23 protein-coding genes are annotated in these 24,705 nt (G+C 64.7%); 10 read left to right on the forward strand and 13 right to left on the reverse strand.

Features of this window, described 5'->3' with window-relative positions; translation table 11 throughout:
- Positions 1-166: 166 nt before the first annotated feature.
- The 3 genes from IHV84_RS04440 to IHV84_RS04450 form a co-directional block, all read right to left on the reverse strand.
- Positions 167-1,936, reverse strand: a complete 1,770-nt coding sequence (locus IHV84_RS04440) for a TRAP transporter large permease subunit (protein WP_044398222.1) — start codon at positions 1,934-1,936, stop codon at positions 167-169.
- Between the two features lie 18 nt (positions 1,937-1,954).
- Entirely contained in the window at positions 1,955-2,572 is a 618-nt protein-coding gene (locus IHV84_RS04445; RefSeq protein WP_066691211.1) for a TRAP transporter small permease subunit, read from the reverse strand.
- A gap of 181 nt (positions 2,573-2,753) precedes the next feature.
- Positions 2,754-3,881 carry a substrate-binding domain-containing protein gene (locus IHV84_RS04450; RefSeq protein ID WP_198845977.1) on the reverse strand — a complete coding sequence of 376 codons (1,128 nt, stop codon included), beginning with the start codon at positions 3,879-3,881 and terminating at the stop codon, positions 2,754-2,756.
- A 50-nt stretch (positions 3,882-3,931) separates the two neighbouring features.
- On the opposite strand from IHV84_RS04450, the gene IHV84_RS04455 reads away from it, so the two are divergent.
- Genes IHV84_RS04455 through IHV84_RS04470 form a run of 4 tightly spaced genes read left to right on the forward strand, consistent with a single transcriptional unit; the run spans position 3,932 to position 7,084 of the window.
- A complete protein-coding gene (locus IHV84_RS04455; protein ID WP_198845978.1) occupies positions 3,932-4,669 on the forward strand; it encodes an ABC transporter permease in 738 nt (245 codons plus the stop codon).
- The gene (locus tag IHV84_RS04460) at positions 4,666-5,406 is read left to right on the forward strand and encodes a phosphate ABC transporter ATP-binding protein (RefSeq protein WP_370541185.1); all 741 of its coding nucleotides are present in this window, start codon (positions 4,666-4,668) and stop codon (positions 5,404-5,406) included. The genes IHV84_RS04455 and IHV84_RS04460 overlap by 4 nt, the downstream gene beginning before the upstream one ends.
- A gap of 53 nt (positions 5,407-5,459) precedes the next feature.
- Positions 5,460-6,230, forward strand: coding sequence for a substrate-binding domain-containing protein (locus tag IHV84_RS04465; RefSeq protein WP_370541192.1), 771 nt, complete (start codon positions 5,460-5,462; stop codon positions 6,228-6,230).
- Between the two features lie 5 nt (positions 6,231-6,235).
- Positions 6,236-7,084 (forward strand): molybdate ABC transporter substrate-binding protein, encoded by an 849-nt coding sequence (locus IHV84_RS04470; RefSeq protein WP_233099711.1) that lies wholly within the window; start codon positions 6,236-6,238, stop codon positions 7,082-7,084.
- A 94-nt stretch (positions 7,085-7,178) separates the two neighbouring features.
- Here the strand turns inward: IHV84_RS04470 and IHV84_RS04475 are convergent, their stop codons facing one another.
- The 9 genes from IHV84_RS04475 to modA form a co-directional block, all read right to left on the reverse strand.
- On the reverse strand, positions 7,179-8,876 hold the full coding sequence (locus IHV84_RS04475; RefSeq protein WP_198845980.1) for an AarF/ABC1/UbiB kinase family protein: 1,698 nt from the start codon (positions 8,874-8,876) through the stop codon (positions 7,179-7,181).
- A gap of 56 nt (positions 8,877-8,932) precedes the next feature.
- Positions 8,933-9,409, reverse strand: a complete 477-nt coding sequence (locus tag IHV84_RS04480; protein ID WP_198845981.1) for a DUF2269 domain-containing protein — start codon at positions 9,407-9,409, stop codon at positions 8,933-8,935.
- A 10-nt stretch (positions 9,410-9,419) separates the two neighbouring features.
- Entirely contained in the window at positions 9,420-9,848 is a 429-nt protein-coding gene (locus tag IHV84_RS04485) for a DoxX-like family protein (RefSeq protein WP_198845982.1), read from the reverse strand.
- Positions 9,845-10,381, reverse strand: a complete 537-nt coding sequence (locus tag IHV84_RS04490) for an SRPBCC family protein (RefSeq protein WP_198845983.1) — start codon at positions 10,379-10,381, stop codon at positions 9,845-9,847. The genes IHV84_RS04485 and IHV84_RS04490 overlap by 4 nt, the downstream gene beginning before the upstream one ends.
- Before the next feature lie 7 nt (positions 10,382-10,388).
- On the reverse strand, positions 10,389-11,504 hold the full coding sequence (locus IHV84_RS04495; protein ID WP_198846051.1) for a saccharopine dehydrogenase family protein: 1,116 nt from the start codon (positions 11,502-11,504) through the stop codon (positions 10,389-10,391).
- Between the two features lie 78 nt (positions 11,505-11,582).
- Complete coding sequence (locus IHV84_RS04500) at positions 11,583-13,268, reverse strand: EAL domain-containing protein (protein WP_198845984.1); 1,686 nt, start codon at positions 13,266-13,268, stop codon at positions 11,583-11,585.
- A 259-nt stretch (positions 13,269-13,527) separates the two neighbouring features.
- Positions 13,528-14,640, reverse strand: coding sequence for a molybdenum ABC transporter ATP-binding protein (modC, locus tag IHV84_RS04505; protein ID WP_198845985.1), 1,113 nt, complete (start codon positions 14,638-14,640; stop codon positions 13,528-13,530).
- Between the two features lie 2 nt (positions 14,641-14,642).
- Positions 14,643-15,323, reverse strand: a complete 681-nt coding sequence (gene modB, locus IHV84_RS04510) for a molybdate ABC transporter permease subunit (RefSeq protein WP_066691256.1) — start codon at positions 15,321-15,323, stop codon at positions 14,643-14,645.
- 82 nt (positions 15,324-15,405) lie between these two features.
- On the reverse strand, positions 15,406-16,170 hold the full coding sequence (gene modA / locus IHV84_RS04515) for a molybdate ABC transporter substrate-binding protein (RefSeq protein WP_198845986.1): 765 nt from the start codon (positions 16,168-16,170) through the stop codon (positions 15,406-15,408).
- A gap of 110 nt (positions 16,171-16,280) precedes the next feature.
- On the opposite strand from modA, the gene IHV84_RS04520 reads away from it, so the two are divergent.
- Positions 16,281-17,036 (forward strand): TOBE domain-containing protein, encoded by a 756-nt coding sequence (locus IHV84_RS04520; protein ID WP_198845987.1) that lies wholly within the window; start codon positions 16,281-16,283, stop codon positions 17,034-17,036.
- 82 nt (positions 17,037-17,118) lie between these two features.
- Here the strand turns inward: IHV84_RS04520 and IHV84_RS04525 are convergent, their stop codons facing one another.
- Complete coding sequence (locus IHV84_RS04525; RefSeq protein ID WP_198845988.1) at positions 17,119-18,228, reverse strand: sigma-54-dependent Fis family transcriptional regulator; 1,110 nt, start codon at positions 18,226-18,228, stop codon at positions 17,119-17,121.
- Between the two features lie 237 nt (positions 18,229-18,465).
- Between IHV84_RS04525 and IHV84_RS04530 the strand changes: the two genes are divergently transcribed.
- The 5 genes from IHV84_RS04530 to IHV84_RS04550 all read left to right on the forward strand — a co-directional run bounded on the left by IHV84_RS04530 (position 18,466) and on the right by IHV84_RS04550 (position 24,681).
- Positions 18,466-18,936 carry a (2Fe-2S)-binding protein gene (locus IHV84_RS04530; protein WP_198845989.1) on the forward strand — a complete coding sequence of 157 codons (471 nt, stop codon included), beginning with the start codon at positions 18,466-18,468 and terminating at the stop codon, positions 18,934-18,936.
- Between the two features lie 21 nt (positions 18,937-18,957).
- Entirely contained in the window at positions 18,958-21,345 is a 2,388-nt protein-coding gene (locus IHV84_RS04535; protein WP_198845990.1) for a xanthine dehydrogenase family protein molybdopterin-binding subunit, read from the forward strand.
- Positions 21,346-21,500: 155 nt separating this feature from the next.
- Positions 21,501-22,295 carry a xanthine dehydrogenase family protein subunit M gene (locus IHV84_RS04540; RefSeq protein WP_198845991.1) on the forward strand — a complete coding sequence of 265 codons (795 nt, stop codon included), beginning with the start codon at positions 21,501-21,503 and terminating at the stop codon, positions 22,293-22,295.
- 215 nt (positions 22,296-22,510) lie between these two features.
- Positions 22,511-23,422 carry a MoxR family ATPase gene (locus tag IHV84_RS04545; protein WP_198845992.1) on the forward strand — a complete coding sequence of 304 codons (912 nt, stop codon included), beginning with the start codon at positions 22,511-22,513 and terminating at the stop codon, positions 23,420-23,422.
- The gene (locus IHV84_RS04550; RefSeq protein ID WP_198845993.1) at positions 23,419-24,681 is read left to right on the forward strand and encodes a VWA domain-containing protein; all 1,263 of its coding nucleotides are present in this window, start codon (positions 23,419-23,421) and stop codon (positions 24,679-24,681) included. The genes IHV84_RS04545 and IHV84_RS04550 overlap by 4 nt, the downstream gene beginning before the upstream one ends.
- Positions 24,682-24,705: the final 24 nt, after the last annotated feature.

A 24,705-nucleotide genomic window follows, 5' to 3' on the forward strand; every position in this document is an offset into this window, starting at 1 on the left:
GAATGGCGGTGAATGTGCGCTGGCGATATGGGTAGTCGCTGGCGTTGCATCGACGATGTGAACTGATGTAGCTCGCACCCCCCAAAAGAAAACCCGCCAGTGGCAACACTGGCGGGTTTTCAAATTGAGCATGATGGCAAGACCCTTGCAGGCCTTGCCATGGTCATCAGTTCTTCTTCTCAGCGTCCTGCGACAGAGATTCCTGCATGGCCTTCAGAGGATCATCTTCGGCTGCTGGGGCCTCTGATCCGGGCATGCCAGCCGTGGGATCAGCCTGCTCCATGGGTGCTGGCATGTTGGCTTCCATTTCGAGGCGAACCTTGTCCAGGTCATACACCTCGGCCTTGTCCAGCCCGCTCGAAACAATGCCAGGGAAGGCAATCACCAGGGCCACCATCAGGATCTGGATGCACAGGAAGGGAATGGCGCCCCAGTAAATCTGGGTCGTAGTCACGGGCGCAATCATCTTCTTGGTGACCTTGTCCATGTATTCCTTGGCTGGAGCCACGCTGCGCAGATAGAACAGCGCGAAGCCGAAGGGAGGGTGCATGAACGATGTCTGCATGTTGATGGCCAGCAGCACACCGAACCAGATCAGGTCAATGCCCAGTTTGTCGGCCACGGGGGCGAGCAGAGGCACCACGATGAACGAGAGTTCAAAGAAGTCCAGGAAGAACGCCAGGAAGAACACCATGATGTTCACGACGATCAGGAAGCCCAGCTGGCCGCCTGGCAGGCCCGACAGCAGATGTTCCACCCACAGCGGGCCATCCACGCCCTGGAAGGTCAGGCCGAAGATGGTGGCGCCCACCAGAATGAACACCACGAAGCACGACAGTTTGGTGGTGGTGTTGAGGGCTTGCGTCAGCAGGCTCATCGACAGACGACCACGAATGACGGCCATGACGATGGCACCCAGCGCACCCATCGCACCGCCTTCGGTAGGTGTTGCCACACCCAGGAAGATCGTGCCCAGCACCAGGAAGATCAGCAGCAGGGGGGGAATCAGCACGAACGTCACTCGTTCAGCCGCACGCGACAGCAGGCCCAGGCGAGTGATCTTGTTGAAGCTGGCGGCAACGAAAGCCAGGGCCACGCCGAAGCACATGGACACCACGATGGTTTCGTCCAGAGCGACCTTGTCTACGGCTTCGCCCGACCACCATGTGTGCAGTGCAGGCATGTTCTTGGCGACGTAGATGGAGGCTGCCGTGCAGATGGCAGTCAACACCAGCAGCGATGGAACACCGCTCTTGCCGTTGTCTTCGCGCAGCGTACGTGCCTCCGGGGGCAGTGCAGGCACCCACTGGGGTTTGATCACTGCCAGCAAGATGACATACAGGGCGTAGAAGCCGGTGAGCATCAGACCAGGCAGGAAGGCGCCTTTGTACATGTCACCCACGCTGCGACCCAGCTGGTCGGCAATGATGATGAGCACCAGCGAAGGGGGAATGATCTGTGCCAGAGTGCCAGAGGCGGCAATCACACCGGCCGCGAGCCGTCGGTCATAGCCGTACCGCAGCATGATGGGCAGCGAGATCAGACCCATCGAAATCACCGAGGCGGCCACCACGCCGGTGGTTGCAGCGAGCAGGGCGCCCACAAAAATCACGGCCAGAGCCAGACCGCCGCGGATAGGGCCGAAGAGCTGACCAATGGTGTCCAGCAAGTCTTCGGCCATGCCGCTTCGCTCAAGGATCAATCCCATGAGCGTAAAGAACGGAATGGCCAGCAGCGTGTCGTTCTGCATGATGCCGTAGATACGCAGCGGCAAGGCCTGCAGCAGCGCCTCGGGCAATACGTTCAGCTCGATGCCGATGAAGGCGAAGAAAAGGCCGCAAGCTCCCAGGCTGAAGGCGACCGGAAAGCCGACCAGCAAGAAGCAGATGAGCCCCGCAAACATGATGGGGGCGAGGTTATGGGCAATAAATTCCATGGTGTGTGTCTCCCGCTCTTAGGCTTTGGCCTTGTTGCTGCCGTTGCCCTTGGCTGCTTCTGCCAGCTTGCGGATGGATTCGGCCAGTTCTTCTTCTGCCGTCTTTTCTGCTTTCTTGGCAGTGGGGTCTTCGATCAAACCCTTCAGGAAAGCCAGGCGCTTGATCAGTTCAGAAACGCCTTGCAGCCACAGCAAGCCGAAGCCCAGAGGCATCATCAGATACACGGGCCAGCGGATCAGGCCGCCAGCGTTGCTGGACATTTCGCCCGACACAAAAGCGCGGGTGAAGAAGGGAATGCCGTACCACAGCACGGCCATGCACATGGGCGTGAGGAAGACGATGTAGCCAAACACGTCGATCCAGATCTGGGTGCGCTTGGAAAAGCGGCTGGAAACCACGTCCACTTTCACGTGCTCGCCCTGCAGCAGCGTGTAGCCAGCAGCCAGCAGGAACGATGCAGCGAACAGGTACCACTGCACTTCCAGAAAACCGTTGGAACTGACGTTGAACACTTTGCGAACCACTGCGTTCACACCGCTGATGAAGGTGGAACCGAGGATCAGCCAGATCACGTATTTACCGACTTGGGTGTTAAGCCAGTCGATCCCTCTTGATAACTTCAATAGAGCCTGCATGGTGTCTCCAATAAAAAGGCTTTGCCTACAACGCGCGGTCCGCGGCAGCTGATAGCCAGCGCGGAGCCCGAACTTTTTGCACGGCGCGATTCTACGGAGCACTGTAGGCCGAGTCTGACAGCAGCGTGACGGTGTTATCCCTTTGTCAGCTTTGATTTTTCAGCTATCAAAAACGTAGCAATTAGGGTTTCTTCCTATGCGCAGAAGGACGCTTGGGGCGCGTGAAATCCCACCAGGGCAGGACGTTGCTCATCGCCAGCACCTGCCCGCTGTGCATGGGTGAATACCCGGGCAAGCTCGCCAAGTGGTCTTGCCAGACCCGCGTGAGCAGCAATTCCCGAAGCGCTCGGGTGGCTGGTTGCTCCAGCGTTGCCTTCAGGCAGGCCAGGTGGTAGCGCTCGTCTACCAGAGGGACAAAGTCCAGCCCGCGCGCGCGAGCTGCCATCTCGATCCCCAGGCCCGTGTCAGCCGCACCGCTGACCACGGCCTGTGCCACCGCGGTGTGCGAGGTTTCATCGCGTTCAAAACCCGCAATGTGCTGGCCTGTGAGCCCTTCCTGCGCCAGCAGGTCTTCCAGCAGCACGCGGGTGCCGCTGCCCAGGGGGCGGTTGGCAAAGCGGGCTCCGGTGCGGGCCACGTCCGTGAGGGACTGCAGGCCGAGTGGATTGCCCTTGGCAACGATCAGCCCCTGCGTGCGCCGCGCAAAGCCGATGATTTTGTGCAAGCCCGGCTGCAGCAGCGGTTTGTAGGTGCGTGCAGCCAGTGAGGTGGCTGCAGGTTGTTCCAGCGTGTGAAAGCCGGCGAGTGTGCAGCGGCCTTCGTTGAGTGCGCGGATGGCGTCCACGCTGCCGGTGAAGCGAATGTCAAGATGCAGTGCACCGGAAGTGCCCGGTGTGGCCGCATGCGCGCGCAGCGATGCCAGCGCGTCGTCGTGGCTGGCATACATGGTGAGCACGTGGGCGCTGTCGTCAAAGGCCACCGCGAAGGCGCGCTCCAGGTCGGCGTGCAGGGCGGCAATCTGGGGGGCCAGCCGCGCCTGCGCCTGCCGCTCTGCCCACAGCAGCTTGGTGCCAAATTCACTGAGCTGGGCCGATTGCCCCTTGCCCCAGATGATGAGTTCTCCACCCAGTTGCTCTTCCCACCGCTTGAGGGCCCCCCACACGTGTCGGTACGACATGCCCAGCGTGCGCGCTGCGGCCGAGATGGAGCCCTGCTGCGCCACGGCTTCCAGCATTTCAGGCAAAGGGTTGCGAATCTGGGCATCGCCCGCGTCGCGGCTCAGGGTGTAGTGGAGTTGGATCCTATGCACAGGATTACATATCGCTGGAGATTGGCTGGGTGCATACGATAGTCGAATCCATGTCCACTCTCACCGAAAGCGCGACAACAGCGCTGCAACTCACTTTTTCTGCCGACCCCGCGCTGTGGACCATCGTCGGCCGCTCCCTGTCGGTCAGCGCCACTGCGTGCTTGCTGGCCTGTGGTGCTGGCCTGGTGCTGGGCGCGTGGCTAGGTGTGGCCCGGTTTGCCGGGCGTGGCGCTGTGCTGGCTGTGCTCAACACCTTGCTGGCGGTGCCTTCGGTGGTAGTGGGGCTGGTGGTGTATTTGCTGCTGTCGCGCAGCGGGCCGTTGGGTAGCTGGGGCTGGTTGTTCACCATCAAGGCCATGGTGCTGGCCCAGGCAGTGTTGGTGCTGCCTGTGGCCACGGCGCTGACCCGGCAGATGGTGGAAGACGCAGACCGTGCCCATGGCGAGCAGTTGCGCTCCCTCGGCGCCAGCCCCTTGCTGCGCAGCCTGCTGCTGGCCTGGGATGAGCGCTATGCCTTGCTCACCGTGCTGCTGGCATCGTTTGGGCGTGCCATTTCTGAAGTGGGCGCGGTGATGATCGTGGGCGGGAACATCGACGGTTTCACGCGCGTCATGACCACTGCGATTGCGCTGGAGACCAGCAAGGGGGACCTGCCCCTGGCCTTGGCGCTGGGCATGATTTTGCTGGCCGTGGTGCTGGCCCTGAATGTGGTGATTGCGCTGCTGCGCCGCTGGCGCGAGCGGGTGGACGGCAGTGCGGCAGACTTGCCGGTGGGGGTGACCGCATGAGTGGCATGCCTCCCAGCGCCGGCTCCCGCTGGCTCATGGATTTGCGGGGCGTGGATGTGCGCTTTGGTCGCGTGCACGCGCTGTCTGGCATCACGCTGCGCATCGCGCCGGGGGAGCGGGTGGCCCTGGTGGGTGCCAACGGCAGCGGTAAAAGCACCTTGCTGCGCGTGTTGCATGGGCAGGTGCCGGCCAGTGCCGGAACCTGCATTACCGCCTTGCCACACCAGCAGGCCATGCTGTTTCAGCGGCCTCACATGCTGCGCACCAGTGCGCAAAACAATGTGGCCCTGGGCCTGTGGCTGCGTGGCAGCCGCTGGGGCATGGCCCGAAAAGCGGCGCTGGCGGCGCTGCAGCGGGTCGGGCTGGAATCCATTGCACAGCAAAACGCCCGCACCTTGTCGGGCGGGCAACAGCAGCGTGTGGCACTGGCCCGCGCCTGGGCGCTGCAGCCAGATGTATTGCTGCTGGACGAGCCCACGTCCAGCCTGGACCCCCATGCCAAGCGCGAGGTGGAGCGCATGATGGCTGACTTTGCCAACGCACACGCCGAACAGGGGCGCGCTCAGCCCATGACCATGCTGTTCAGCAGCCACAACCTGGGGCAGGTCAAGCGCCTGGCCAGCCGGGTGATTTATCTGGAGCACGGGCAACTGGTTGCCGATTTGCCCGTGCATGACTTTTTCAATGGCCCACTGCCCGAGGCCGCACGTCTTTTTGTCAAAGGAGAACTGGTATGAGTCAATTCAAGGTTTATCTGGCTCTGAAGCCCATCCATCAAGCGCTGGCAGCTATGCTTTTTGTAGCGTCTGGCGCGGTGTCAGCGCAGTCCATCACGATGGCATCGACCACCTCGACCGAGCAGTCGGGGCTGTTCTCGCACCTGCTGCCTGAGTTCAAGAAGGCCAGCGGCCTGGATGTGAAGGTGGTTGCGCTGGGCACCGGCCAGGCGCTGGACACGGCCCGCCGTGGCGATGCTGATGTGCTGTTTGTGCACGACCAGGTGGCTGAAGAAAAGTTTGTGGCCGATGGCTGGGGGGTGAGGCGCTACCCGGTCATGTACAACGACTTCATTCTGGTGGGCCCCAAGGCGGACCCCGCGGGCGCCAAGGGCAAGGACATCGTGGAAGCCCTCAAGAAGCTGGCGGCGGGCAATGCCAACTTCGTATCGCGCGGCGACAAGAGCGGCACCCACGCGGCTGAGCTGCGTTACTGGAAGCTGTCGGGCGCTGATGCGGCCAAGGGCAGCGGCTACAAGGAGTGCGGTTGCGGCATGGGCCCCGCGCTGAACATCGCTGCCTCCAGCGGCGCCTACGCGCTGGCAGACCGTGGCACCTGGCTCAACTTCAAGAACCGTGCGGATTTGGCCATTTTGGTGGAAGGCGACGCCCGTCTGTTCAACCAGTACGGTGTGATGGTGGTGAACCCCGCCAAGCACGCCCATGTGAAGGCGCAGGACGCGCAGAAGTTTGTGGACTGGATCGTGTCGCCCACCGGTCAGGCTGTGATTGCCAGCTACAAGATTGGCGGCGAACAGCTGTTCTTCCCTAACGCGCCAAAGTGAGCGCCATGCCTGCAACCCGTTTGAACGCGTGGGGAGCGTCTTGGCCGATGCTCGGAGCGGCTGTGCTGTCGGGCTGCGCCATGCAGCAGGGCGCAGCACCCGTGAAAGCCCCTGCGGCCGGGGCTGACCCGGTGCAGGTGTATGCGGCAGGCAGCCTGCGCGATGCGCTCACCGAGATCGCACGCGACCATGAGGCCCGCACGGGCCAGAAGGTGGTGCTGACCTTTGCCGCATCGGGCCTGCTGCGGGAACGCATTGAGCAAGGCGCACCCGCCCAGGTGTTTGCTTCGGCCGATACGAAGCACCCACAGCGCCTGGCCAACCAGGGGCAGTGGCAAGCTCCCGTCGTTTTCACGCGCAACACCTTGTGCGCGCTGGCGCAGAGTGCGGTGGCGGTGACCCCCGACACTTTGCTCAGCACCATACTGCAGCCCCAGGTGCGGCTGGGCATTTCTACTCCCAAGGTAGATCCGGCGGGCGACTACGCCTGGGCTTTGTTCCAGAAGGCCGAGGCGCTGCAGCCGGGCGCCACTGCGCGCCTGGAGGCCAAGGCGCTTCAACTCACAGGTGGTGCCAATTCAGCGCAAGCTCCGGCCGGTCGCAACACTTATGCGTGGGTGATGGAGCAGAACCGCGCGGATGTGTTTCTGACCTATTGCACCAACGCCGTGGCAGCGCGGGCTGAAGTGCCCAGTCTGCAGGTAGTGGCCGTGCCCGAGGCCTTGCAAGTGGGGGCGGCTTATGGCCTCACGGTGCGCGCTGGTGCGCCTGCCCAGGCACAGGCGTTTGCCCAGGCGGTGTTACAGCCCCCGGCGCAGGCCGTGCTTCGTCGGTTGGGCTTTGCTGCACCCTGAGGCGCGCAAGGCTATTTCCCGGTCAGTTCCAAGCGCTGTGCCTTCTTGTGGGGCACAGCGCTTTTTCATTGGAGAAGCGGGCCTGGTGGCTTTGTCAATCGTCGTCCCGCCCGTGGCTGCTGCGCCAGATGGCACGCACCAGCCAAAGACCGCACACGACTGCCCCCAGGAACCCGAGAAAGCCGAACGCTGGCAGGCCAAACAGCGTGGGCCCTGCCTGTACCGTCATGACGATGGAGGATCCGATGATCAGCGCGGCAATTACCAGGGCCATGGCCAGCCGGTTGGCCGAGCGATCAATCTGGTCGCCCACGCGCTTGAGGTGGGCCAGTTCAATGCCTACCTGCACCCGGCCACGTCGCGCGTTGCGCAGCAGGCGGCCCAGGTCGTCCGGCAAGCGCTCCAGCGTGCTCAGCGCTTGCCGCACCGACTGCCAGGCACGCCCCGCCAGGGCGCGCGGCTGGTAGCGTGCCCCCACCACTTGCTTGAGCAAGGGCAGGGCTTCGGATGCCATGTGAAAGTTCGGGTCCAGGTTGCGGCCCATGCCTTCCAGTGAAATGAAGGCTTTGATGAGCAGGGCCAGATCGGAAGGCAGCGCCAGCCGGTGGTCACGCAGAATGGCCGTCACATCGGCCAGCATCTGGCCCAGGCGCAATTGGGCCAGGGGCACGCCGTGGTATTGGTCCACAAAGGCCTCGATCTCGGTCTCCAGCTGGCCGATCTGCACTCCCGGCTCATCACCCGTCCAGTCCAGCAGCACATCGGCCACGGCCTGGGGTTGGTGCTCTACCAGGCCCAGCAGCAGTTGCAGCAACTCGTCGCGACGGCGTTGCGACAGCCGCCCAATCATCCCGAAGTCGATGAATGCGATGCGGTTGCCCGGCAGGTAAAACACATTGCCGGGATGGGGGTCTGCGTGGAAGACGCCGTCTTCCACAATCATCTTGAGCACGGCGTGAGCGCCGCGTTGGGCGAGCAGCGTGCGTTCAAAACCCGCCTCGGGCGTGAGAGCTTCCAGATGGTTGCCCGGAACCCCGTCGATGAAGTCCTGCACGTTCACTCGTTCGCGCGTGTGAGTCCAGTACACCTTGGGGATGGCGATGAAGCCCAAGGGCGCCATGTTGGCGGCAATGCGCTCGGCATGGCGGCATTCGCCGGCCAGGTCCAGCTCACGCTTGAGCGAACGGGCAAATTCGCGCACCAGTTGCTGGGGGCGGTAGGGCTTGAGTGTGGGCAGCTCGGCCTCTGCCAGCGCCGCTAGGCGCAGCAACAGGCGCAGGTCGGCCTCGATCGTGTCGGCAATACCGGGGCGGCGAATCTTGACAATGACTTCGGTGCCGTCGTGCAGGCGCGCCCGGTGGACTTGCGCGATGGAGGCTGCGGCCAGCGGCGTGGTGTCAAACCATGCGAACACAGCCTCGGGCTCGTCGCCCAGGTCTTCACGCAATTGCGGGCGCAGTGCGTCAATCGGCAGGGCGGGTACGTGGCTGTGCAGCTTCTCGAACTCGGCAATCCACTCCGGGCCAAACAGGTCGGCCCGTCCCGCGAGGATCTGGCCAAACTTCACGAACGTGGGCCCCAGTTCCTCCAGCGCCAGCCGCACCTGCACGGGGGGCTCCAGCCGCGCCAGTTCGGCGGCGTGGGGCCAGTTCAGCACCTGCCCGGCGCGCTCCAGCCGGTCTGCCAGGCCCAGGCGGCGCACGGTGTCGCCAAAGCCGTGGCGCACCATCACGCCCAGAATTTCCTTGAGGCGGCCCAGGTCTCGCGCGGTGTCCAGAGTCTCGATCAGCATCTGTCGATGATAGTGCGCAAGGGGCGGGGGAGGGGGCCCCGGCACGGCCCCGGCATTTACCCGCCCAGGGTTGGCTTGTTCACCATCAGAAAGAACACCACGGCCATGGCCACAAACGCGGGGTAACCCAACCACTCCCACCAGCGAGCGCAGCGCCGATAGGCAGCGGGCGGTGCGCTGCCCTCGGCGGCGGCTTGCTGGGCCATGTCGCGCATGCGCAGCTGCAGCCACACCACGGGCAGCCAGCACAGCCCGGCCAAGGCATACAGAGCCAGTGACCAGGCCAGCCAGGGCGTGCTCAGCGGCCACCCTGCAAGGTAGGCCATGGCCAAACCGGTGGCTGGCTGGATCAGCACCGTGGGGGTGGTGAACCACCAGTCAGCACGCACGACCAGCTTCGTCACCACGGCCTGCGCCTGCACATTGCCGCTGCGGTTGGTGAAGAACATATAAAACGCGGAGCCCAGCCCGGTGCCCACCATGAGCACGCTGGAGACGATGTGCAGCCACTTGAGTAGCAGGTACAGATTCATGTGGAGTGGTTCAAGACGGCTGCCGAGTGGGGGATGGCGCGGTGGGCCGCGCAGGGCTGGCTGGCGAAGCGCGCCAAAGTACCCACAAGATGGCGGTAATGGGCAGGTTCTTGGTCAGCGGGCCCAGGGGGTGCAGCCACCAGCTGGGGTCGATGGCGGTGGCGGCCAGCGTCATGCCGATCATCACCGCAAGCGCTGTGGCATAGGCCATGCGCGACGGGCGCCAGGCCAGCCACAGGCCGATGACAGCATCCACCGCGGCACCAGCCAGCACCACGGCCGTGGCCCAGCGTTGAAGGGGCCGGGGCAGCTTGGCGAGCAGATCCAGGCTTTGGCCGTGAAGCTCCCACACACTGACAAATGCGGTGGCAAGCCACACCACGACCAGGCTGTAGCGAAGGAGGCCGAGGGAGGGGGCCGCTTTGGTCTTGGCGCTCATGGACGGTGTGCGGGCGGGGTAGCGTTTGACGCCACGGCCTGAGTGGATTGCTGGCGCTGCCACGCGGCAATCTCTGGGGCATGGACCGCCAGAAACTGGGCCAGCCGTGCAAACCGCTGCCTGGTCTTGCGTTCGAATACCCAGCGTACAAGTGGCTCCAGAATCCAGCGCAGCCATGCCGGGCCCACGTCAACGGTGTAGGTGTAGATGAGCAGTGAGCGGTCTGGCCCATCGGGCAGGTGTCGCATGGAGGCTGCCCATTGCGTGAACGGAAACGAGCGCCCGATCATCTTGGCTGCTGCGAGGGTGGGGCTGTGGTAGCTGACAAACTGCGTGCGCATGGACAGTGCCCGCAGCGCGCCAGCCCCGGTGTTTTCTGATATGGCGCCCACGCTGGGGCAGGGCGCGCCATGCTGTACCTGGGTGCGGCTGACCAACGAATCCCATTGCCCCCGCCAGTGGTGGTAGTGGAAGGCGTCAAAAGCCAAATCGGCCCGCGCGGGCATGGAAAAGATCAGTTTCTGGTGGGCCATGCGTTGTTCAGTGCGAGGCGTTTTCTTCTACAACGTCAGTCTGCATGCCCCATTTGGCAAATTCAGGCGCAAAGGCGTTTAGCGGGAGCAGGCCGGTGCTGGTCCAAGCCCCTGAAGGCATTTGCTGTCCCTCGGCCAGCTGGCGCGCCAGCAAGATGGCGGCCATGCAGGGAATTTCGGGGCCATGGTCGTGGTCTGCGGCAATGTGCCAAGCCCTGCAGCGGGGCTGGGCCTGGGCATCAAGGCCACTGACTCGCACCACCATGCCGTCCAGTGGCGTGCCCAGGGCGTCGAACAGCCCTCCGCCTCGGTGCATGAGCGCTGCCAGCTTTTCAGGCTGCTGGAGCCAGCCCCACTGGCGCAGCCTGGCCAAGGCGCTGAAGGCGCTTTGCGCCAGGCCCACTTCCAGCGCCGCCCGAAAGCTCACGCGTTGCGTGACTTGGTAGTGAGATGGAAACAGCTCCAGGTCGGGGATGTCACACACCGCGCCCCGGCGGGGGCGCAGGCGTTGGAAAGACATTGGCGTGGGATCAGCCCATCCCAGGCGCGTTTGCCAGCGCCCGTTTTCCCACACGGGAATCGGTACGCCGCAGTAGCTCAGCACTGCGGCCAGCGTTGCTTCTCCTCGCGGGGCGCGCTGCGCCGGGGCGATGCAGATGTCAATTGTGTCGATGCTGCGCCAGCCGCTGCACAAGGCATCCACCACGGCTGAAGACAGTGCTGGAACCGTGCTGGCACCCGTTACCGCGGTACGGCCCGCACTTGAAAACGCGCCGTGCATGGCTGCCGGAAAATCGCACACAAACCGCCGTCCGTCGGCCAGGTCAATGTAATGGCAGCCGGCCTGCGCTGCGGCCTGTGCTACGCCGTAGGCCTGTGCCTGAAAAGGCCCTGCGGTGTGGATGACGAGACCGATGTCGAGGGCCCTGAGCTGCTGTGCCAGGTCGGGGGCTTCGTGGTTCAGCGCCACACCTTGCGTGTGGTGACCTACGGTGTCAGCCAGCGCCTGGGCTTTGCTGGCATTGCGGCCAGCGATCAGAAGGTGGATTTGCGGGTGCCCCGCCAGTGCTTTGCAGATGCGGGTGCCAAAGTTGCCGTAGCCGCCCAGTACCAATACGTTCATCGCGGTCAATCGGGGGCTCCTGGTCAGGTCGGGAAGGGGGAGTGACAAGCCTGTATTTTGACCGGCCAGGCCTGCGGTTCAGAGCACAGAAAAAACGGCAGGTGTGAGGTGCGATGTTTTTGCTGAATCACAGAGGCATTGGTGCCGGGGCAGCTCCGTAATGTCAGCAGGGCGATAGGCCTGGTGCCACAGGGGCACATCCTCTGGCGACATGGCCTTGCTGAAGAAATACCCTTGCACGTTCCCGATGCCACTTTCCAGCACGGATTGGAGCTCCTGCTCCGTCTCCACGCCTTCCACAACCACCTCCAGCTGCAGGTCTCTTGCAAGCCGCACGACATGGCGCAGCAGAGACTGGCGACGGGGGTCTTGTGGCAGCTGACGCACAAACAGGCGGTCGCACTTGATGCCGCTGATGGGCAGGTCGGCCAGAACCCCCAGCGATGAATAGCCGGCCCCAAAGTCGTCCATGAAGACGCCCACACCAAGTGTTCGCAAGTCATTGATGGCCTGCACCATGTGCGTACCGCAGGCAATGATGGCGTGCTCGGTCATCTCCAGTTGCAGCGTGCCCCAGGGCAGGCCGCGCCGCTGGAGTTTGGCGCCCAGCCATTGGGCAAAGTCGGGCTCCAGCAGCGTGACAGGCGCCACATTCACACACACCTTGCTGTGCTGCATGCCCTGGGCCATCCAGCTCTCGGCGGCGTCCAGCGCATTGGCCAGAACCAGTCGGTCAACCTGGCTGGTTTTGCCTTGCAGCTCGCAGACCAGAAGGAAGGCGTCCGGGCTCAGGGGGCCCAGCAGTGGATCATTCAGGCGCAGAAGCGCCTCGTAGTGAACCTGCGGCGCATGCAAATTGACGATGGGCTGGAAGTGCAGCGTGAGACTTCCGCGATTCAGAAGCCTGGGGAGGTGGTCGGCAATCAGGGAGAGATGTACGTCGTGCTCCGGCGGATTTTGGTGGGCTGGAGCCACACGCATGAGCGACAAGCCCAGCCGCTGTAGCTGTTGGCGCACCTGGTCAGAGCGGATGTTTCGGAATTGATCTACCGCCAAGGCGAAGGTAATCACCAGCAGCACAGCCAGCAGCGCCAGGCCGTTGTCTGGATTGGTGGTGGTTGGTTTCTGCAAGGGGAAGCAGTTCACCAGCAACCAGTGCAATACCAGGATGGCGCCACCGCTGATGAGGTTGTCTCGCCAGTTCTGCGGCGCATAACGCTGTGTGAGCGAGCTCATCTTGCCCGCGCGGTGCCGAATGGCGGTGTAGCAGGCGACGCCAGCCGCCGTGGCAATGCTCAGCACGATGGCCAGACCATTCACCTCAGCGAAATGGGCTACGTAGCTGCGGGCAAGCAGAAAGTGTCCGGCCATCATGCCCAATGCGAGCAACAAGCCTGCAGGCAGAAGGTTGCGCACGCTGGTGCTGGTGCTCAGCGTGGGGATGGTGACTCGGGCGCTGAACACCATGACCAGCAAGCAGCCCAGCGCGGGCACCAGTTCCAAGGCCACATGGAATAGCTCGCCGTACATGAACAGGCCAACCACATCCAGCGCCCAGACCATGCAGCCAATGCACAGTGATGCATTGGAAGCGCTGATGCGGCGGCTGGAGGGGTCGAGCGAGAAAGCGGTGTGTTCCACCAGCCGCTGACACACATGCACCACCAGCGAGGCAAAGCCCCAATACAAAAGGCTGTGAAACAGTGGTGGAAACGCCACTCCAAAGGCGTGCGCAGCGCCTTGCGATATCGAAACGGATTCCACCCTGGTTCACCCTCGTCAGATGCAGTCGTCGCACGGTTGAAGGCGACGGGAATGCAATTCACTTTCACTTGAGTTGTCATTGTGACACTCAAGATACATTTTTTTTACATTCTAAGGGGCGGTGAAATACTGGCGCCGCTACTGTCGGAACGATCCGCCCAGCGCGCCACAGAAGAGCGCCTCATACCGTGCTGGGACTCGTTCGCTCCCTCCTGTCCTGCGGGGCGGAATGCGCCAGCGCAGAGATGGCTGCCACCCATCAATTCACGATGGCAATGCCCTTGATCTGGGCAAAAACGTGCAGCCCAGGCCGCAACTGCAGGGTGTGGGCGGAGCGTTGGGTGACGCGGGCCAGCAAGCGGGTGGGGCCTGCTTGCAAGGCCACCATCCATTGGCCAGTGCTGTCTTCGCGCATCTCAGCCACGGTGGCAGGCACGATGTTGAGGATGCTGCTGTCTTGCGGCGGAGTGAGGGCCAAGCTCACGTCGCGTGCCTGCACGCGCAGCTTGACAGTGTCACCCGCAGCGCGGGCCTCGGGGCTGACCAGCAGCAGCTGCCCCCCTGCGAATGCCACGCAGGTGATGTGATCCTGCGGTGCATGTTCTATCACGGTGCCGGTGACCACCGTGGCCGCCGCATCGCCCTGGGCCAGGGGCAGGTCGAGCCGGGCGATCAGTTCGGAGGTGGGGCCGCTGGCACGCACGCGGCCGGCTTCCAGCAGCACCATGTGCTCGGCCAGTCGGGCAACCTCGTCGAGCGCATGGCTGACGTAGACCACCGGAATGTCCAGCGCGCTGTGCAGCCGTTCCAGATAGGGCAACACCTCGGCTTTGCGCTGGGCGTCCAGTGCGGCCAGGGGTTCGTCCATTAGCAGCAGGCGGGGGCTCTTGGCCAGCGCCCGGGCAATGGCCACGCGCTGGCGCTCGCCGCCCGATAGCGTGGCGGGCTTGCGCTCCATCAGGGCGCCAATGCCTAGCAGCTCTACCAATTGCTCTACCGCCACCAGCCGTTGCGCGACCGGGGTGCGCCGCAAGCCATAGTCGATGTTGCCGCACACGTCGAGGTGATCGAACAGTTGCGAATCCTGAAACACGTAGCCCAGCGCCCGCTGGTGCGGGGGGCGCCAGATGCGGGGGCCGTCTTGCACCCCGTCGTTTTGCCACACCTCGCCATGCACGCGCACCCAGCCCAGGGGGGCGTGTTCCAGCCCGGCCATGGCACGCAGGCAGGTGGTCTTGCCGCAGCCCGAGGGGCCAAACAGTGCGGTGATGCCGCGCCCAGGCAGTTGCATGTCGACATCCAGCGCAAAGCCGCTGCGTTGCAGTTGCAAGCGCACTTCGATGGGCGGGGTGGTGGTTGCGGGGTTTGTCATGCTCACGATATGGCGGACGGGGAGCGCCGCGTGAGGTTGAGGCACAGCAACACCACGAACGAGAACAGCACCATGCCGCCCGCTAGCCAATGGGCCTGGGCGTATTCCAGCGCCTCTACGTGGTCATAGATTTGCACCGAGACAACGCGCGTGACGCCAGGGATGTTGCCGCCCAGCATCAGCACCACGCCAAACTCGCCCACCGTATGGGCAAAGCTCAGAATGGCCGCGGTGACGAAGCCGGGGCGCGCCAGGGGCAGAGCCACAGTAAAAAACCGGTCCAGCGGGCTGGCGCCCAGCGTGGCGGCGGCTTCCAGCGGGCGCGGGCCTATGGCCTCAAATGCGCGCTGCAAGGGTTGCACCGCAAACGGCAATGAGTACACCAGTGAGCCAATCACCAGGCCTGGGAAGGTGAATGGCAGGGTACCCAGGCCGAGCGCCTGGGTCAGCTGCCCCAGAGGGCCATTGGGTCCCATGGTGACCAGCAGATAAAAACCAATCACCGTGGGCGGCAGCACCAGGGGCAGGGCCACGATGGCCCCCACCGGGCCGCGCCAGCGGGAGCGGGTGGTGGCAAGCCACCAGGCGATGGGCGTGCACAGCACCAGCAGCAGCACCGTGGTGGTGGCCGCGAGCCGCAGCGTGAGCGCGATGGCGGCCCAGTCTTCAGCAGAGAACGGCATGGCGGCAGGACGAGTGGCTTGAAAGACGCATGGCGCCCGCGATCTTCGCAGAACCAGGGGCGGCGTTGGGGCGAGTGCGCCGTCAGAAGCGGTAGCCGTAGGCCTTGATCACGGCGCGCGCCTTGTCACTGCGCAGGTATTGCATCAGCGCGGTGGCTGCGGGGTTGTCCTTGCCACTGGCCAGCAGCACCGCGTCTTGCAGGATGGGTTCATGCAAGTCGGAAGGAACAACCCAGGCCGAGCCTTTGGTGATCTTGCCGTCCTCCATCACCTGCGACAGCGCCACGAACCCCAGCTGGGCGTTGCCACTGGCCACGAACTGGTAGGCCTGGGCAATGTTTTCACCGGTCACGATGCGCGGCTGCAGCTGTGCGGTCAGGCCCTGCTTGTCCAGCACCTGCATGGCTGCAGCGCCATAGGGCGCGAGCTTGGGGTTGGCAAGCGAGAGGTGCTTGAAATCACCCGTTTTGAGAACTGCGCCTTGCGCGTCCACGTAGTGGGCGTTGGGGCTCCAGAGCACCAGTTGGCCTATCGCGTAGGTGAAGCGCGATCCGGCCACGGTGCGGCCTTCACGGTCGAGTCGGGCCGGGGTGGTGTCGTCTGCCGACAGGAACACCTGAAACGGTGCACCGTTGGTGATCTGCGCATAGAACTTGCCCGTGGCCCCGAAGGAAAGCACGGCCTTGTGCCCTGTATCGGCCTCAAACGCGGCTGCAATCTTTTGCATGGGGGCGGTGAAGTTGGCTGCTACGGCGACCTGAACCTGGTCGGCGTGGGCGGAGGTGAGACCGCTGAGCAACAGGGCGAGTGCAATGGCCCAAGGGTGGCGGGTGGTAGGCAGGCGCATGGATGTGGGGCGCAAAGCGCTATTCATGAATGGAATAGCGAAGTATAGAAGCGCCGGCCAACCAGTGGGGCGGATGCCCCTGCTGGGTGTGGGCTGTCTACACTTCCCGCATGCCTTCTTCTTCCCATTCGCTGTCCGGTGCCCTGGGGCACGACCTTTCTGATCGCCGCATCGGCATCCTGCGCCAGATTGGCGCGCTGGGCTCCATCTCGCGCGCAGCGCGGGCGGTGGGCGTGAGCTACAAAGCGGCCTGGCAGGCGGTGGACACGTTGACCAACCTGGCGGGCGTGGCGCTGGTAGAGCGCGTGGTGGGGGGCGCTGGCGGTGGCGGGGCGCGCCTGACCCCCGCCGGGCTGGAACTGCTGGCTGCCGCCGATGCCATGGCCCAGGCCCGCAGTGCGGTGCTGCAGCGCCTGCAGCAGCCTGCCCCCCGCCTGGGCGTGAAGACCAGCATGCGCAACCAGTGGCCCTGCGTGGTGGAGTCAGTAGAGCGGCTGGGGCCTATTGCCCGGGTGCATTTGCAGGCGGCCGAGCCGGGAGCGGTGGCCTTGTCGCTGGCATCGCGCATCACCACAGAAAGCGCTGAGCTGCTGGGCCTGCAGCCTGGGCAGGCCTTGTTGGCGCTGTGCAAGGCCACGGCAGTACGGGCGATGCCGTATGCCGAGTCGCCTGCTGCTGGAGTTAATTGGTGGGAAGGGCGCGTGACCCGCCTTTCACGCGGCCCCGAGGTGGACGAAGTGGCCGCGCAGCTCGATGCGGGTGTGCAGATGGTGGGCTTTGCACCGACAGGCAGCGGTTTGCGGGTGCGGTCCCGGGTCAAGCTGCAGGTGGATGAATCGGCGGTGGTGCTGGCGCTGTGGGATTGAGGGATGGGCCGCCGTAGGTTGGCTTGCTCTGTTTTTGATAGCTGCTAGCGCTTTTCTGGTGCGCTCTAGGGCTCATTTTTGTTCAAAATTTCCCTGCAGGCTGCCCTAGCTTGCGGTACACCGTGGCGCGGCTGATGCCCAGTGCGCGTGCGGCCTCGGCGACATTGCCGCGGGCGTCTTGCACCGCTTGGCGGATCAGCGCGGTTTCTGTCTGCCGCAAGGGCGCGGCAGGGCTTGCGCGCACGCGGCCCTGAACTGCTGCAGCTGGTTGCACCAGCGCTTGCAGGCGCAGACCCGACCACAGCGGTACAGGCATGGCTGCACGGCGCTGCTGGCATGCCGCATCGCGCAGCATGGCCCAGGGCATGGCAAACACGTCGGCGCTGTGCAGAGCGCCACCGGGGCTGCGCAGCGGCAGGGGCAGCAGTTGCCGCGCCGTGGTGTTGGTGCCCAGCACCTGGCCGTCGTCGTCCAGCGTGACCAGGCCATCGCTTTCGCCGCCCAGTGCGCCGCCGGGCCAGTTCAATCGCATCAGCCAGTCGTGCGGGCGCGACAGCAGCAGCGCGTCTTCAATCGCGCGGGCAGATCGCGCCACCAGGTGCCGCAGCTCGGGCCGCTCTGGTACATCCACGCCCGTCAGGTCCAGCATGCCCATGCAGCGCCCTTCGGGGTCGAACAGGGGAGCGCCTGCGCAGCTGTAGGCACCGTTGTCATCGCAAAAGTGCTCGCCCCGGTGCAGCCAGACCGGGGTCAGTTCGGTCAGTGCCGCGCCAATCGCGGTGGTGCCCACAGCGGCTTCAGACAGGTCCACCCCCACGCGCCCGATCAGCTGGCTGCGTGGGTCGTGCCGGTCCACCGCGCCCTGCACGTCGATCACCACGCCGCGTGCGTTGGTCAACATCGCGAAGTAGCGCATGCCCGCAATCGCGCGGGTGAGCTGGTCCAGCACCGGCCGCGCGGCCTGCACCAGCGCATGGCTTTCATCGGCCAGCTGGCGCAATGCCTGGCCGCTGATGGGGTTGAAGACCACCTTGTGCCCGGGATGGAGCCCGGCGGCCAGGCACCGCTGCCACGAGCGCGTGATCCATGGCTCCAGCGATACCTCGCCTCCCGCGCCCAGCAAAACGCTCTGCCGGGCCCTCTGGATCAGGGCCTTGCGGTGGTGGGATGTCGGATCGGCAGCAGCAAGCATCGCAGTCCCTGGGGCAGGGCCTTGGGCGTACCTACGACAGGCGTGCACGCAAGGCTGGGTGGCAAAGGGTGACAGTCTTCGCGCATGGTGCACCGGTGTGCAGTGCAGCATGTTTCATTTTGAGAATATCCCGCGCAGCGCCGGGTGTTTCTAGGGTTGTCCCTAAAGAAGCAGGTGCAGGGGCGTTTCAAGATGCGCCGTGCGAATCCAGCCATCACCATTACAGGAGACAGCGAGATGCAAGTGCAGTTCACCGTCAACGGCCGCGCGGCCAGTGTTGACGTCCCCCCCAATACCCTGCTGGTCCACGCGTTGCGAGAGCACCTGCAGCTCACAGGCACCCATGTAGGGTGCGACACCAGCCAGTGCGGTGCCTGCACCGTGCACGTCAACGGCCGCGCCATCAAATCCTGCGCCATGCTGGCCGTGCAGGCCCAGGGGGCCGAGGTGACCACCATCGAAGGCATGGCTGCACCCGACGGCACCATGCACCCCATGCAGGCGGCGTTCAAGGAATGCCACGGCCTGCAGTGCGGCTTCTGCACCCCCGGCATGGTGATGAGCGCGGTAGACCTGTGCAAGAACCACCCCAACGCTAGCGAGGGCGAGATTCGCGAGCTGCTGGAAGGCAATATCTGCCGCTGCACGGGCTACCAGAACATCGTGCGTGCAGTGCAGGTTGGCCAGAAGGCCATGGCATCGGCTTAACCAGAAAAGAGGAGAGAGACCATGGGTGCATCCGACTTTTCCAAGCTGCCATACATTGGCGAGGCCTTGAAGCGCAAGGAAGACTACCGCTTCCTCACCGGCGCCGGCCAGTACACCGACGACGTGGTGCTGGCTGCACAATGCCATGCGGTGTTCGTGCGCTCACCGCACGCCCACGCCAAGATCAACAGCATCAATATCGATGCGGCCAAGGCCGCGCCCGGCGTGCTGGGGGTGTTCACGGGGGCCGATGTGGCGGCCGACAACATCAACGGCCTGCCTTGCGGCTGGCTCATCACCAGCACCAACGGCGAGCCCATGAAGGAGCCGCCACACCCCATACTGGCCCAGGGCAAGGTGCGCTACGTGGGCGACCATGTGGCCATGGTGGTGGCGCACACCCAGCAGCAGGCGCGCGATGCGGCCGAGCTGGTGGAGGTGGACTACGACGTGCTGCCCGCCGTGGTCAATGTGGCCGATGCGGCATCGGGCGTGGTGGCCGGTGCGGTGGTGCACGACATTGCGCAAGACAACCATTGCTTCAAGTGGGCCATTGGCGACAAGGGCGGTGTGGACGCAGCGTTTGCCAATGCAGCGCATGTCACCAAGCTCGACTTGGTCAACAACCGCCTGATTCCCAACGCCATGGAGCCGCGCGCGGCCATCGGCAGCTACAACCGGGCCAGCGACGAATACACGCTGTATGTCAGCAACCAGAACCCGCACGTTGAGCGGCTTTTGATGACGGCCTTTGTGATGGGCCTGCCAGAGCACAAGGTGCGCGTGATTGCGCCCGATGTGGGCGGTGGCTTCGGCTCCAAGATCTATCTGTACGCCGAAGACGTGTGCCTGACCTGGGCCTCCAAAAAGCTCAACCGCAACATCAAGTGGGTGGCAGACCGCAGCGAGGCGTTCCTCTCCGACGCCCATGGCCGCGACCACGTGAGCCACGCCGAGATGGCGATGGACAAGGACGGCAAGTTCCTGGCCCTGCGCGTGCACACGCACGCCAATCTGGGTGCTTACCTCAGCACCTTCGCCAGTGCCGTGCCCACCATCCTCTACGCCACGCTGCTGGCAGGCCAGTACAGCACGCCCCAGGTGTATGTGGAGGTGGACTCGTGGTTCACCAACACCGCGCCAGTCGATGCCTACCGGGGCGCGGGCCGCCCTGAGGCCACCTACCTGCTGGAGCGCCTGGTCACCCGCTGCGCGTGGGAGATGGGCCTCTCGCAAGACGAAATCCGCCGCCGCAATTTCATCCAGACCTTTCCGTACCAGACGCCGGTGGCGCTGCAGTACGACACGGGTGACTTCCATGCCTGCATGGACGGTGCCAACAAGCTGGCCGATGTGGCAGGCTTTGAGCAGCGCAAGGCCGCCAGTGCGGCCAAGGGGTTGTTGCGCGGCATTGGCTACAGCAGCTACATCGAGGCCTGTGGCATTGCCCCATCCAACATCGCAGGCGCCTTGGGCGCACGCGCCGGGCTGTTTGAATGCGGCGAGGTGCGCGTGCACCCCACCGGCAGCGTGACGGTGTTCACGGGCTCGCACAGCCACGGCCAGGGGCACGAGACCACGTTTGCGCAGGTGGTGGCCGCGCGCCTGGGCATTCCGGTGGAGAACGTGGACATCGTGCACGGCGACACGGGGCGCGTGCCTTTCGGCATGGGCACCTACGGCTCGCGCTCCATCAGCGTTGGCGGCGCAGCCATCATGAAGGCGCTGGACAAGATCGAGGCCAAGGCCAAGAAAATTGCCGCGCACCTGATGGAAGCGAGCGACGCTGATATCGACTTTGCCAACGGTGAATTCACCGTGCGTGGCACGGACAAGAAGATCCCGTTTGGCCAGGTGGCGCTCACGGCCTATGTGCCGCACAACTACCCCCTGGACAAGCTCGAACCTGGGCTGAACGAGACCGCGTTTTACGACCCGACCAACTTCACTTTCCCCGCAGGCACCTATATCTGCGAGGTGGAGATTGACCCGCAGACCGGTGTGACGCGCGTGGACAAGTTCACGGCGGTGGACGACTTTGGCACCATCATCAACCCCATGATCGTGGAGGGCCAGGTGCATGGCGGGCTGGTGCAGGGCATCGGCCAGGCGCTGCTGGAAAACTGCGTGTACGACCGCGAAACCGGCCAGTTGCTCACCGGCAGTTTCATGGACTACGCCATGCCGCGCGCCGATGACTTCCCCGAGTTCAAGCTGGGCCATGTCTGCACACCCTGCACCCACAACCCGCTGGGCACCAAGGGCTGCGGCGAGGCGGGGGCCATTGGTTCACCCCCCGCGGTGATCAACGCCGTGCTCGATGCTCTGCGCCCCCTGGGCGTGAAGGACTTCGATATGCCGGCATCGCCCCACCGCGTGTGGGAAGCCATTCAGTCGGCAAAGACATGAAGCACCCCCTGAGTCGCTTCGCGCCTTCCCCCTCAAGGGGGACGCCGCCAGCGCGGCGGGGCGGCCCTTGCGCGGCGGCCGCTGGCTCCCGCTGCACGTCGTTCAACGGCTGCGGGGCTTCGCTGCTGCAGCATGAAAACTGACAGGAGTTTCTTATGTACGCATTCACCTTTGAAGCACCTGCTTCCACCGCCGCTGCCGCGCAGCTCATTGCCCAGGGCGGCAAGCTGCTGGCTGGTGGACAAAGTCTGCTGCCTTCCATGCGCCTGCGCCTGGCCAACCCGGAGAAGATCGTTGACTTGAACAGCATTGCCGAGCTGGCGGGCATTCGCCGCGAGGGCAATGCCCTGGTGATTGGTGCCATGACGCGCCACGCCGATGTGGCGGCCAGCGGCGAAGTGAAGGCTGCCATTCCGGCCCTGGCCGACTTGGCCGCTGGCATTGGAGACCGGCAGGTGCGCGCACGCGGCACGCTGGGCGGTTCTGTGGCCAACAACGACCCTGCTGCCTGCTACCCCAGCGCGGTGCTGGGACTGGGGGCTACCGTCATCACCAATCGGCGCGAGATTGCGGCAGACGATTTTTTTGTGGGCATGTACACCACCGCGCTGGACGAGGGCGAGATCATCACCGCCATCCGCTTCCCCATTCCGAAGCGCGCTGCCTACATGAAGTTCAAGCAGCCTGCCTCGCGCTTCTCGCTGGTGGGCGTGTTTGTGGCGCAGTTTGATGCGGGTGTGCGTGTGGCTGTGACGGGGGCTTCGAGCTGCGTGTTCCGCCACGCGGGGCTGGAAGCCGCGCTATCGGGCAGCTTCACTCCCCAGGCTGCCGCAGCGGTGGTGATTGACGCCAGTGGCCTGAACGCCGATCTGCATGCCAGCGCGGCCTACCGGGCCAACCTCATCAGTGTGCAAACCCAGCGCGCGGTCGCGAAGATGACATCCCCCTGAGCGGCTGCGCCGCTTCCCCCTTCTCTCGAATGGCGGTGCCATTCGGGAAGGGGGACACCGCCGGTGCTGCGGGGCGGCCCTTGCACGGCGGTTGCTGGCCCAGGGCGCTCCGGTATCGAAGGGCGCGTGTACTAATGGTGATGTTTTTGAATGAAATTGGGCTCTAGCGCTTATCCGTCAAGCGCGAGCAGCTATCAAAAGTGAAGTAATCAAGCATGAATGCCTTGGCCTCTGTCGATGCCCTGATGCAGGCGCTGCGGGACGAGGGCTACCTCGCAGACCGGCGGCTGGCCACCGCCGTGTTTCTTGCGCTCCAGTTGCAGCGGCCTCTGCTGCTGGAGGGGGAGCCCGGCGTGGGCAAGACGGCCCTGGCGCAGGCTTTGGCCCGTGCGCTGCAGCGGGTGCTGATTCGCCTTCAGTGCTACGACGGCATGGAGCAGCGCGAGGCGCTGTACGAATGGAATTACGCCGCGCAGCTTTTGCACCTGCGCGCCGCTGAAGCCCAGGGCCGCGCTACCGACATGGGCGCGGCGGAGCGGGAGGTGTACCAAGACCGCTACCTCATTCCCCGTCCGCTTTTGCAGGCCCTGCGCGCGCCTGCACCGGGGGCGGTGCTGCTCATTGACGAGGTAGACCGCGCCGACGAACCGTTTGAGGCCTTCCTGCTCGAATACCTGGGTGAGTACCAAGTCAGCATTCCCGAGATCGGCACCGTGCAGGCGGCTGTGACGCCCGTCACCATCCTCACCAGCAACCGCACGCGTGACCTGCACGACGCTGTGAAGCGCCGCTGCCTGTACCACTGGCTGGACTACCCGGAGCGCGAGCGCGAGCTGGCCATCGTCCGCGCCCAGGTGCCCGGTGCCAGCGATGCGCTGGCTCAGCAAGTGGCGCTGTTTGTGTCGCGCCTGCGCAGTCAGCCGTTTGCCGACGCCTTCCAGCGCGCCCCCGGCATTGCCGAGAGCGTGGAATGGGCCAAGGCCCTGGTGGCGCTGGACACGCTGGTGGTAGACCCCGAGGTGGTGAGCGACACCGCAGGCATCTTGTTCAAACAGCGGGAAGACGTGGCCGCGTTGACTGCCGCTCTGGCGTCTGAGTTGTTGCAGCCGGAGCCGGAGGCGTCATGAGCGGAGCAGGGGCCTCTGCTGTAGCCGCCGCCGGCGGGGTGCATGCCACCGCCTCACAGTTGGGTGACGCGCGCAGCGGCAAGCTGGCGGACAACCTCACCGGCTTTGGTCGCGCCCTGCGCCGCGCCGGGGTGCCGGTCGATGCCGCCCGCATGGCGCTGGCACAGCAAGCCTTGTTGCTGGTAGGCTTGGCCCGGCACGACATGGCCGCCGCACTGGAGGCCGTGCTCATCAGCCGTGAGCAGGACCGCCAGGTGTTTCGCGAGCTGTTTGCCGCTTACTTCCGCAACCCCGATGTGGCGCAGAAGCTGCTGGCGCAGATGTTGCCCACCGCCCCCGAAAAATCCAAAGGCGCCCCCCGCCGCCAGCGCGTGGCCGATGCGCTGGCGCCGCTGCGTGCGGCACGGCAGCAGCACGCCAGCACGCAAGAGCAAAAGATCGAATTCGACGCCGCCATGACAGCGAGCGACCAGCAGCGCCTGCGCCGGGCAGATTTCAACCAGCTCTCTGCCGGTGAATACCAGCTGGTGCAGCGCCTGGTGCGTGAGGTGGCGTTGCCTCTCCCGCGCTACGCATCACGCCGCACCTGCCCCGGCAGCCGGGGCAGCCGCCCCCACTGGGCCGCCGCCATGCGCCGTGCAGCCCGCACGGGCGGTGAGATGCTGGAGCTGCCACGCCTGGCGCGGCGCGACCAGCCTGTGCCCCTGCTGGTGCTGGTGGATGTGTCCGGATCAATGGAGCGCTATGCACGCCTGCTGCTCACCTTCTTGCACGCCGCCACAGCGCCGGGGCAGGGCGGGCAGGGTGTGGGGCGACGGGATATGTTCGCGTTTGGCACGGGCCTCACGGATTTGACACCCGCCTTCCGACACGCTGATGGCGACGCCATGCTGGCCCACGCCAGTGCTGCCATTACCGATTTTGCAGGCGGCACCCGTCTGGGCGAAGCGCTGCACCAGTTGCGCCGCCGACACGCGCGCCGACTGGTGGGGCGGCGCACGCTGGTGCTGCTCATCAGCGATGGGCTGGACACGGGCGAGCCCGCCACGCTGCTGCAAGAGTTGGGCTGGCTGCGCCGTCACTGCGGGCAACTGCTGTGGCTCAATCCCCTGCTCCGCTACGAAGGCTACCGCCCCTCTGCGCGCGGTGCAGAGGTGCTGCATCGCCACGCCCACGGCATGCTGGCGGTGCACAACCTGGAGAGCCTGCAGCAACTGGCGCACAGCATTGCGGCGGTGTTGCAGCCGCAGCGCCGATAGGCCGCAAAAATTTTGAATACTCAC

Source organism: Acidovorax sp. IB03 (assembly GCF_016406015.1).
GTDB classification, from domain to species: domain Bacteria; phylum Pseudomonadota; class Gammaproteobacteria; order Burkholderiales; family Burkholderiaceae_C; genus Acidovorax; species Acidovorax temperans.

What these genes read in the sequence shown, in the direction of transcription:
- IHV84_RS04550 (WP_198845993.1), top strand. Translation starts at nt 23,419, where the DNA reads ATGAGCGGAGCAGGGGCCTCTGCTGTAGCCGCCGCCGGCGGGGTGCAT.
- IHV84_RS04470 (WP_233099711.1), top strand. Translation starts at nt 6,236, where the DNA reads ATGCCTGCAACCCGTTTGAACGCGTGGGGAGCGTCTTGGCCGATGCTC.
- IHV84_RS04485 (WP_198845982.1), bottom strand. Translation starts at nt 9,848, where the DNA reads ATGAGCGCCAAGACCAAAGCGGCCCCCTCCCTCGGCCTCCTTCGCTAC.
- IHV84_RS04480 (WP_198845981.1), bottom strand. Translation starts at nt 9,409, where the DNA reads ATGAATCTGTACCTGCTACTCAAGTGGCTGCACATCGTCTCCAGCGTG.
- IHV84_RS04475 (WP_198845980.1), bottom strand. Translation starts at nt 8,876, where the DNA reads ATGCTGATCGAGACTCTGGACACCGCGCGAGACCTGGGCCGCCTCAAG.
- modB (WP_066691256.1), bottom strand. Translation starts at nt 15,323, where the DNA reads ATGCCGTTCTCTGCTGAAGACTGGGCCGCCATCGCGCTCACGCTGCGG.
- IHV84_RS04445 (WP_066691211.1), bottom strand. Translation starts at nt 2,572, where the DNA reads ATGCAGGCTCTATTGAAGTTATCAAGAGGGATCGACTGGCTTAACACC.
- modC (WP_198845985.1), bottom strand. Translation starts at nt 14,640, where the DNA reads ATGACAAACCCCGCAACCACCACCCCGCCCATCGAAGTGCGCTTGCAA.
- modA (WP_198845986.1), bottom strand. Translation starts at nt 16,170, where the DNA reads ATGCGCCTGCCTACCACCCGCCACCCTTGGGCCATTGCACTCGCCCTG.
- IHV84_RS04460 (WP_370541185.1), top strand. Translation starts at nt 4,666, where the DNA reads ATGAGTGGCATGCCTCCCAGCGCCGGCTCCCGCTGGCTCATGGATTTG.
- IHV84_RS04540 (WP_198845991.1), top strand. Translation starts at nt 21,501, where the DNA reads ATGTACGCATTCACCTTTGAAGCACCTGCTTCCACCGCCGCTGCCGCG.
- IHV84_RS04455 (WP_198845978.1), top strand. Translation starts at nt 3,932, where the DNA reads ATGTCCACTCTCACCGAAAGCGCGACAACAGCGCTGCAACTCACTTTT.
- IHV84_RS04490 (WP_198845983.1), bottom strand. Translation starts at nt 10,381, where the DNA reads ATGGCCCACCAGAAACTGATCTTTTCCATGCCCGCGCGGGCCGATTTG.
- IHV84_RS04545 (WP_198845992.1), top strand. Translation starts at nt 22,511, where the DNA reads ATGAATGCCTTGGCCTCTGTCGATGCCCTGATGCAGGCGCTGCGGGAC.
- IHV84_RS04465 (WP_370541192.1), top strand. Translation starts at nt 5,460, where the DNA reads ATGCTTTTTGTAGCGTCTGGCGCGGTGTCAGCGCAGTCCATCACGATG.
- IHV84_RS04440 (WP_044398222.1), bottom strand. Translation starts at nt 1,936, where the DNA reads ATGGAATTTATTGCCCATAACCTCGCCCCCATCATGTTTGCGGGGCTC.
- IHV84_RS04520 (WP_198845987.1), top strand. Translation starts at nt 16,281, where the DNA reads ATGCCTTCTTCTTCCCATTCGCTGTCCGGTGCCCTGGGGCACGACCTT.
- IHV84_RS04535 (WP_198845990.1), top strand. Translation starts at nt 18,958, where the DNA reads ATGGGTGCATCCGACTTTTCCAAGCTGCCATACATTGGCGAGGCCTTG.
- IHV84_RS04525 (WP_198845988.1), bottom strand. Translation starts at nt 18,228, where the DNA reads ATGCTTGCTGCTGCCGATCCGACATCCCACCACCGCAAGGCCCTGATC.
- IHV84_RS04530 (WP_198845989.1), top strand. Translation starts at nt 18,466, where the DNA reads ATGCAAGTGCAGTTCACCGTCAACGGCCGCGCGGCCAGTGTTGACGTC.
- IHV84_RS04495 (WP_198846051.1), bottom strand. Translation starts at nt 11,504, where the DNA reads ATGAACGTATTGGTACTGGGCGGCTACGGCAACTTTGGCACCCGCATC.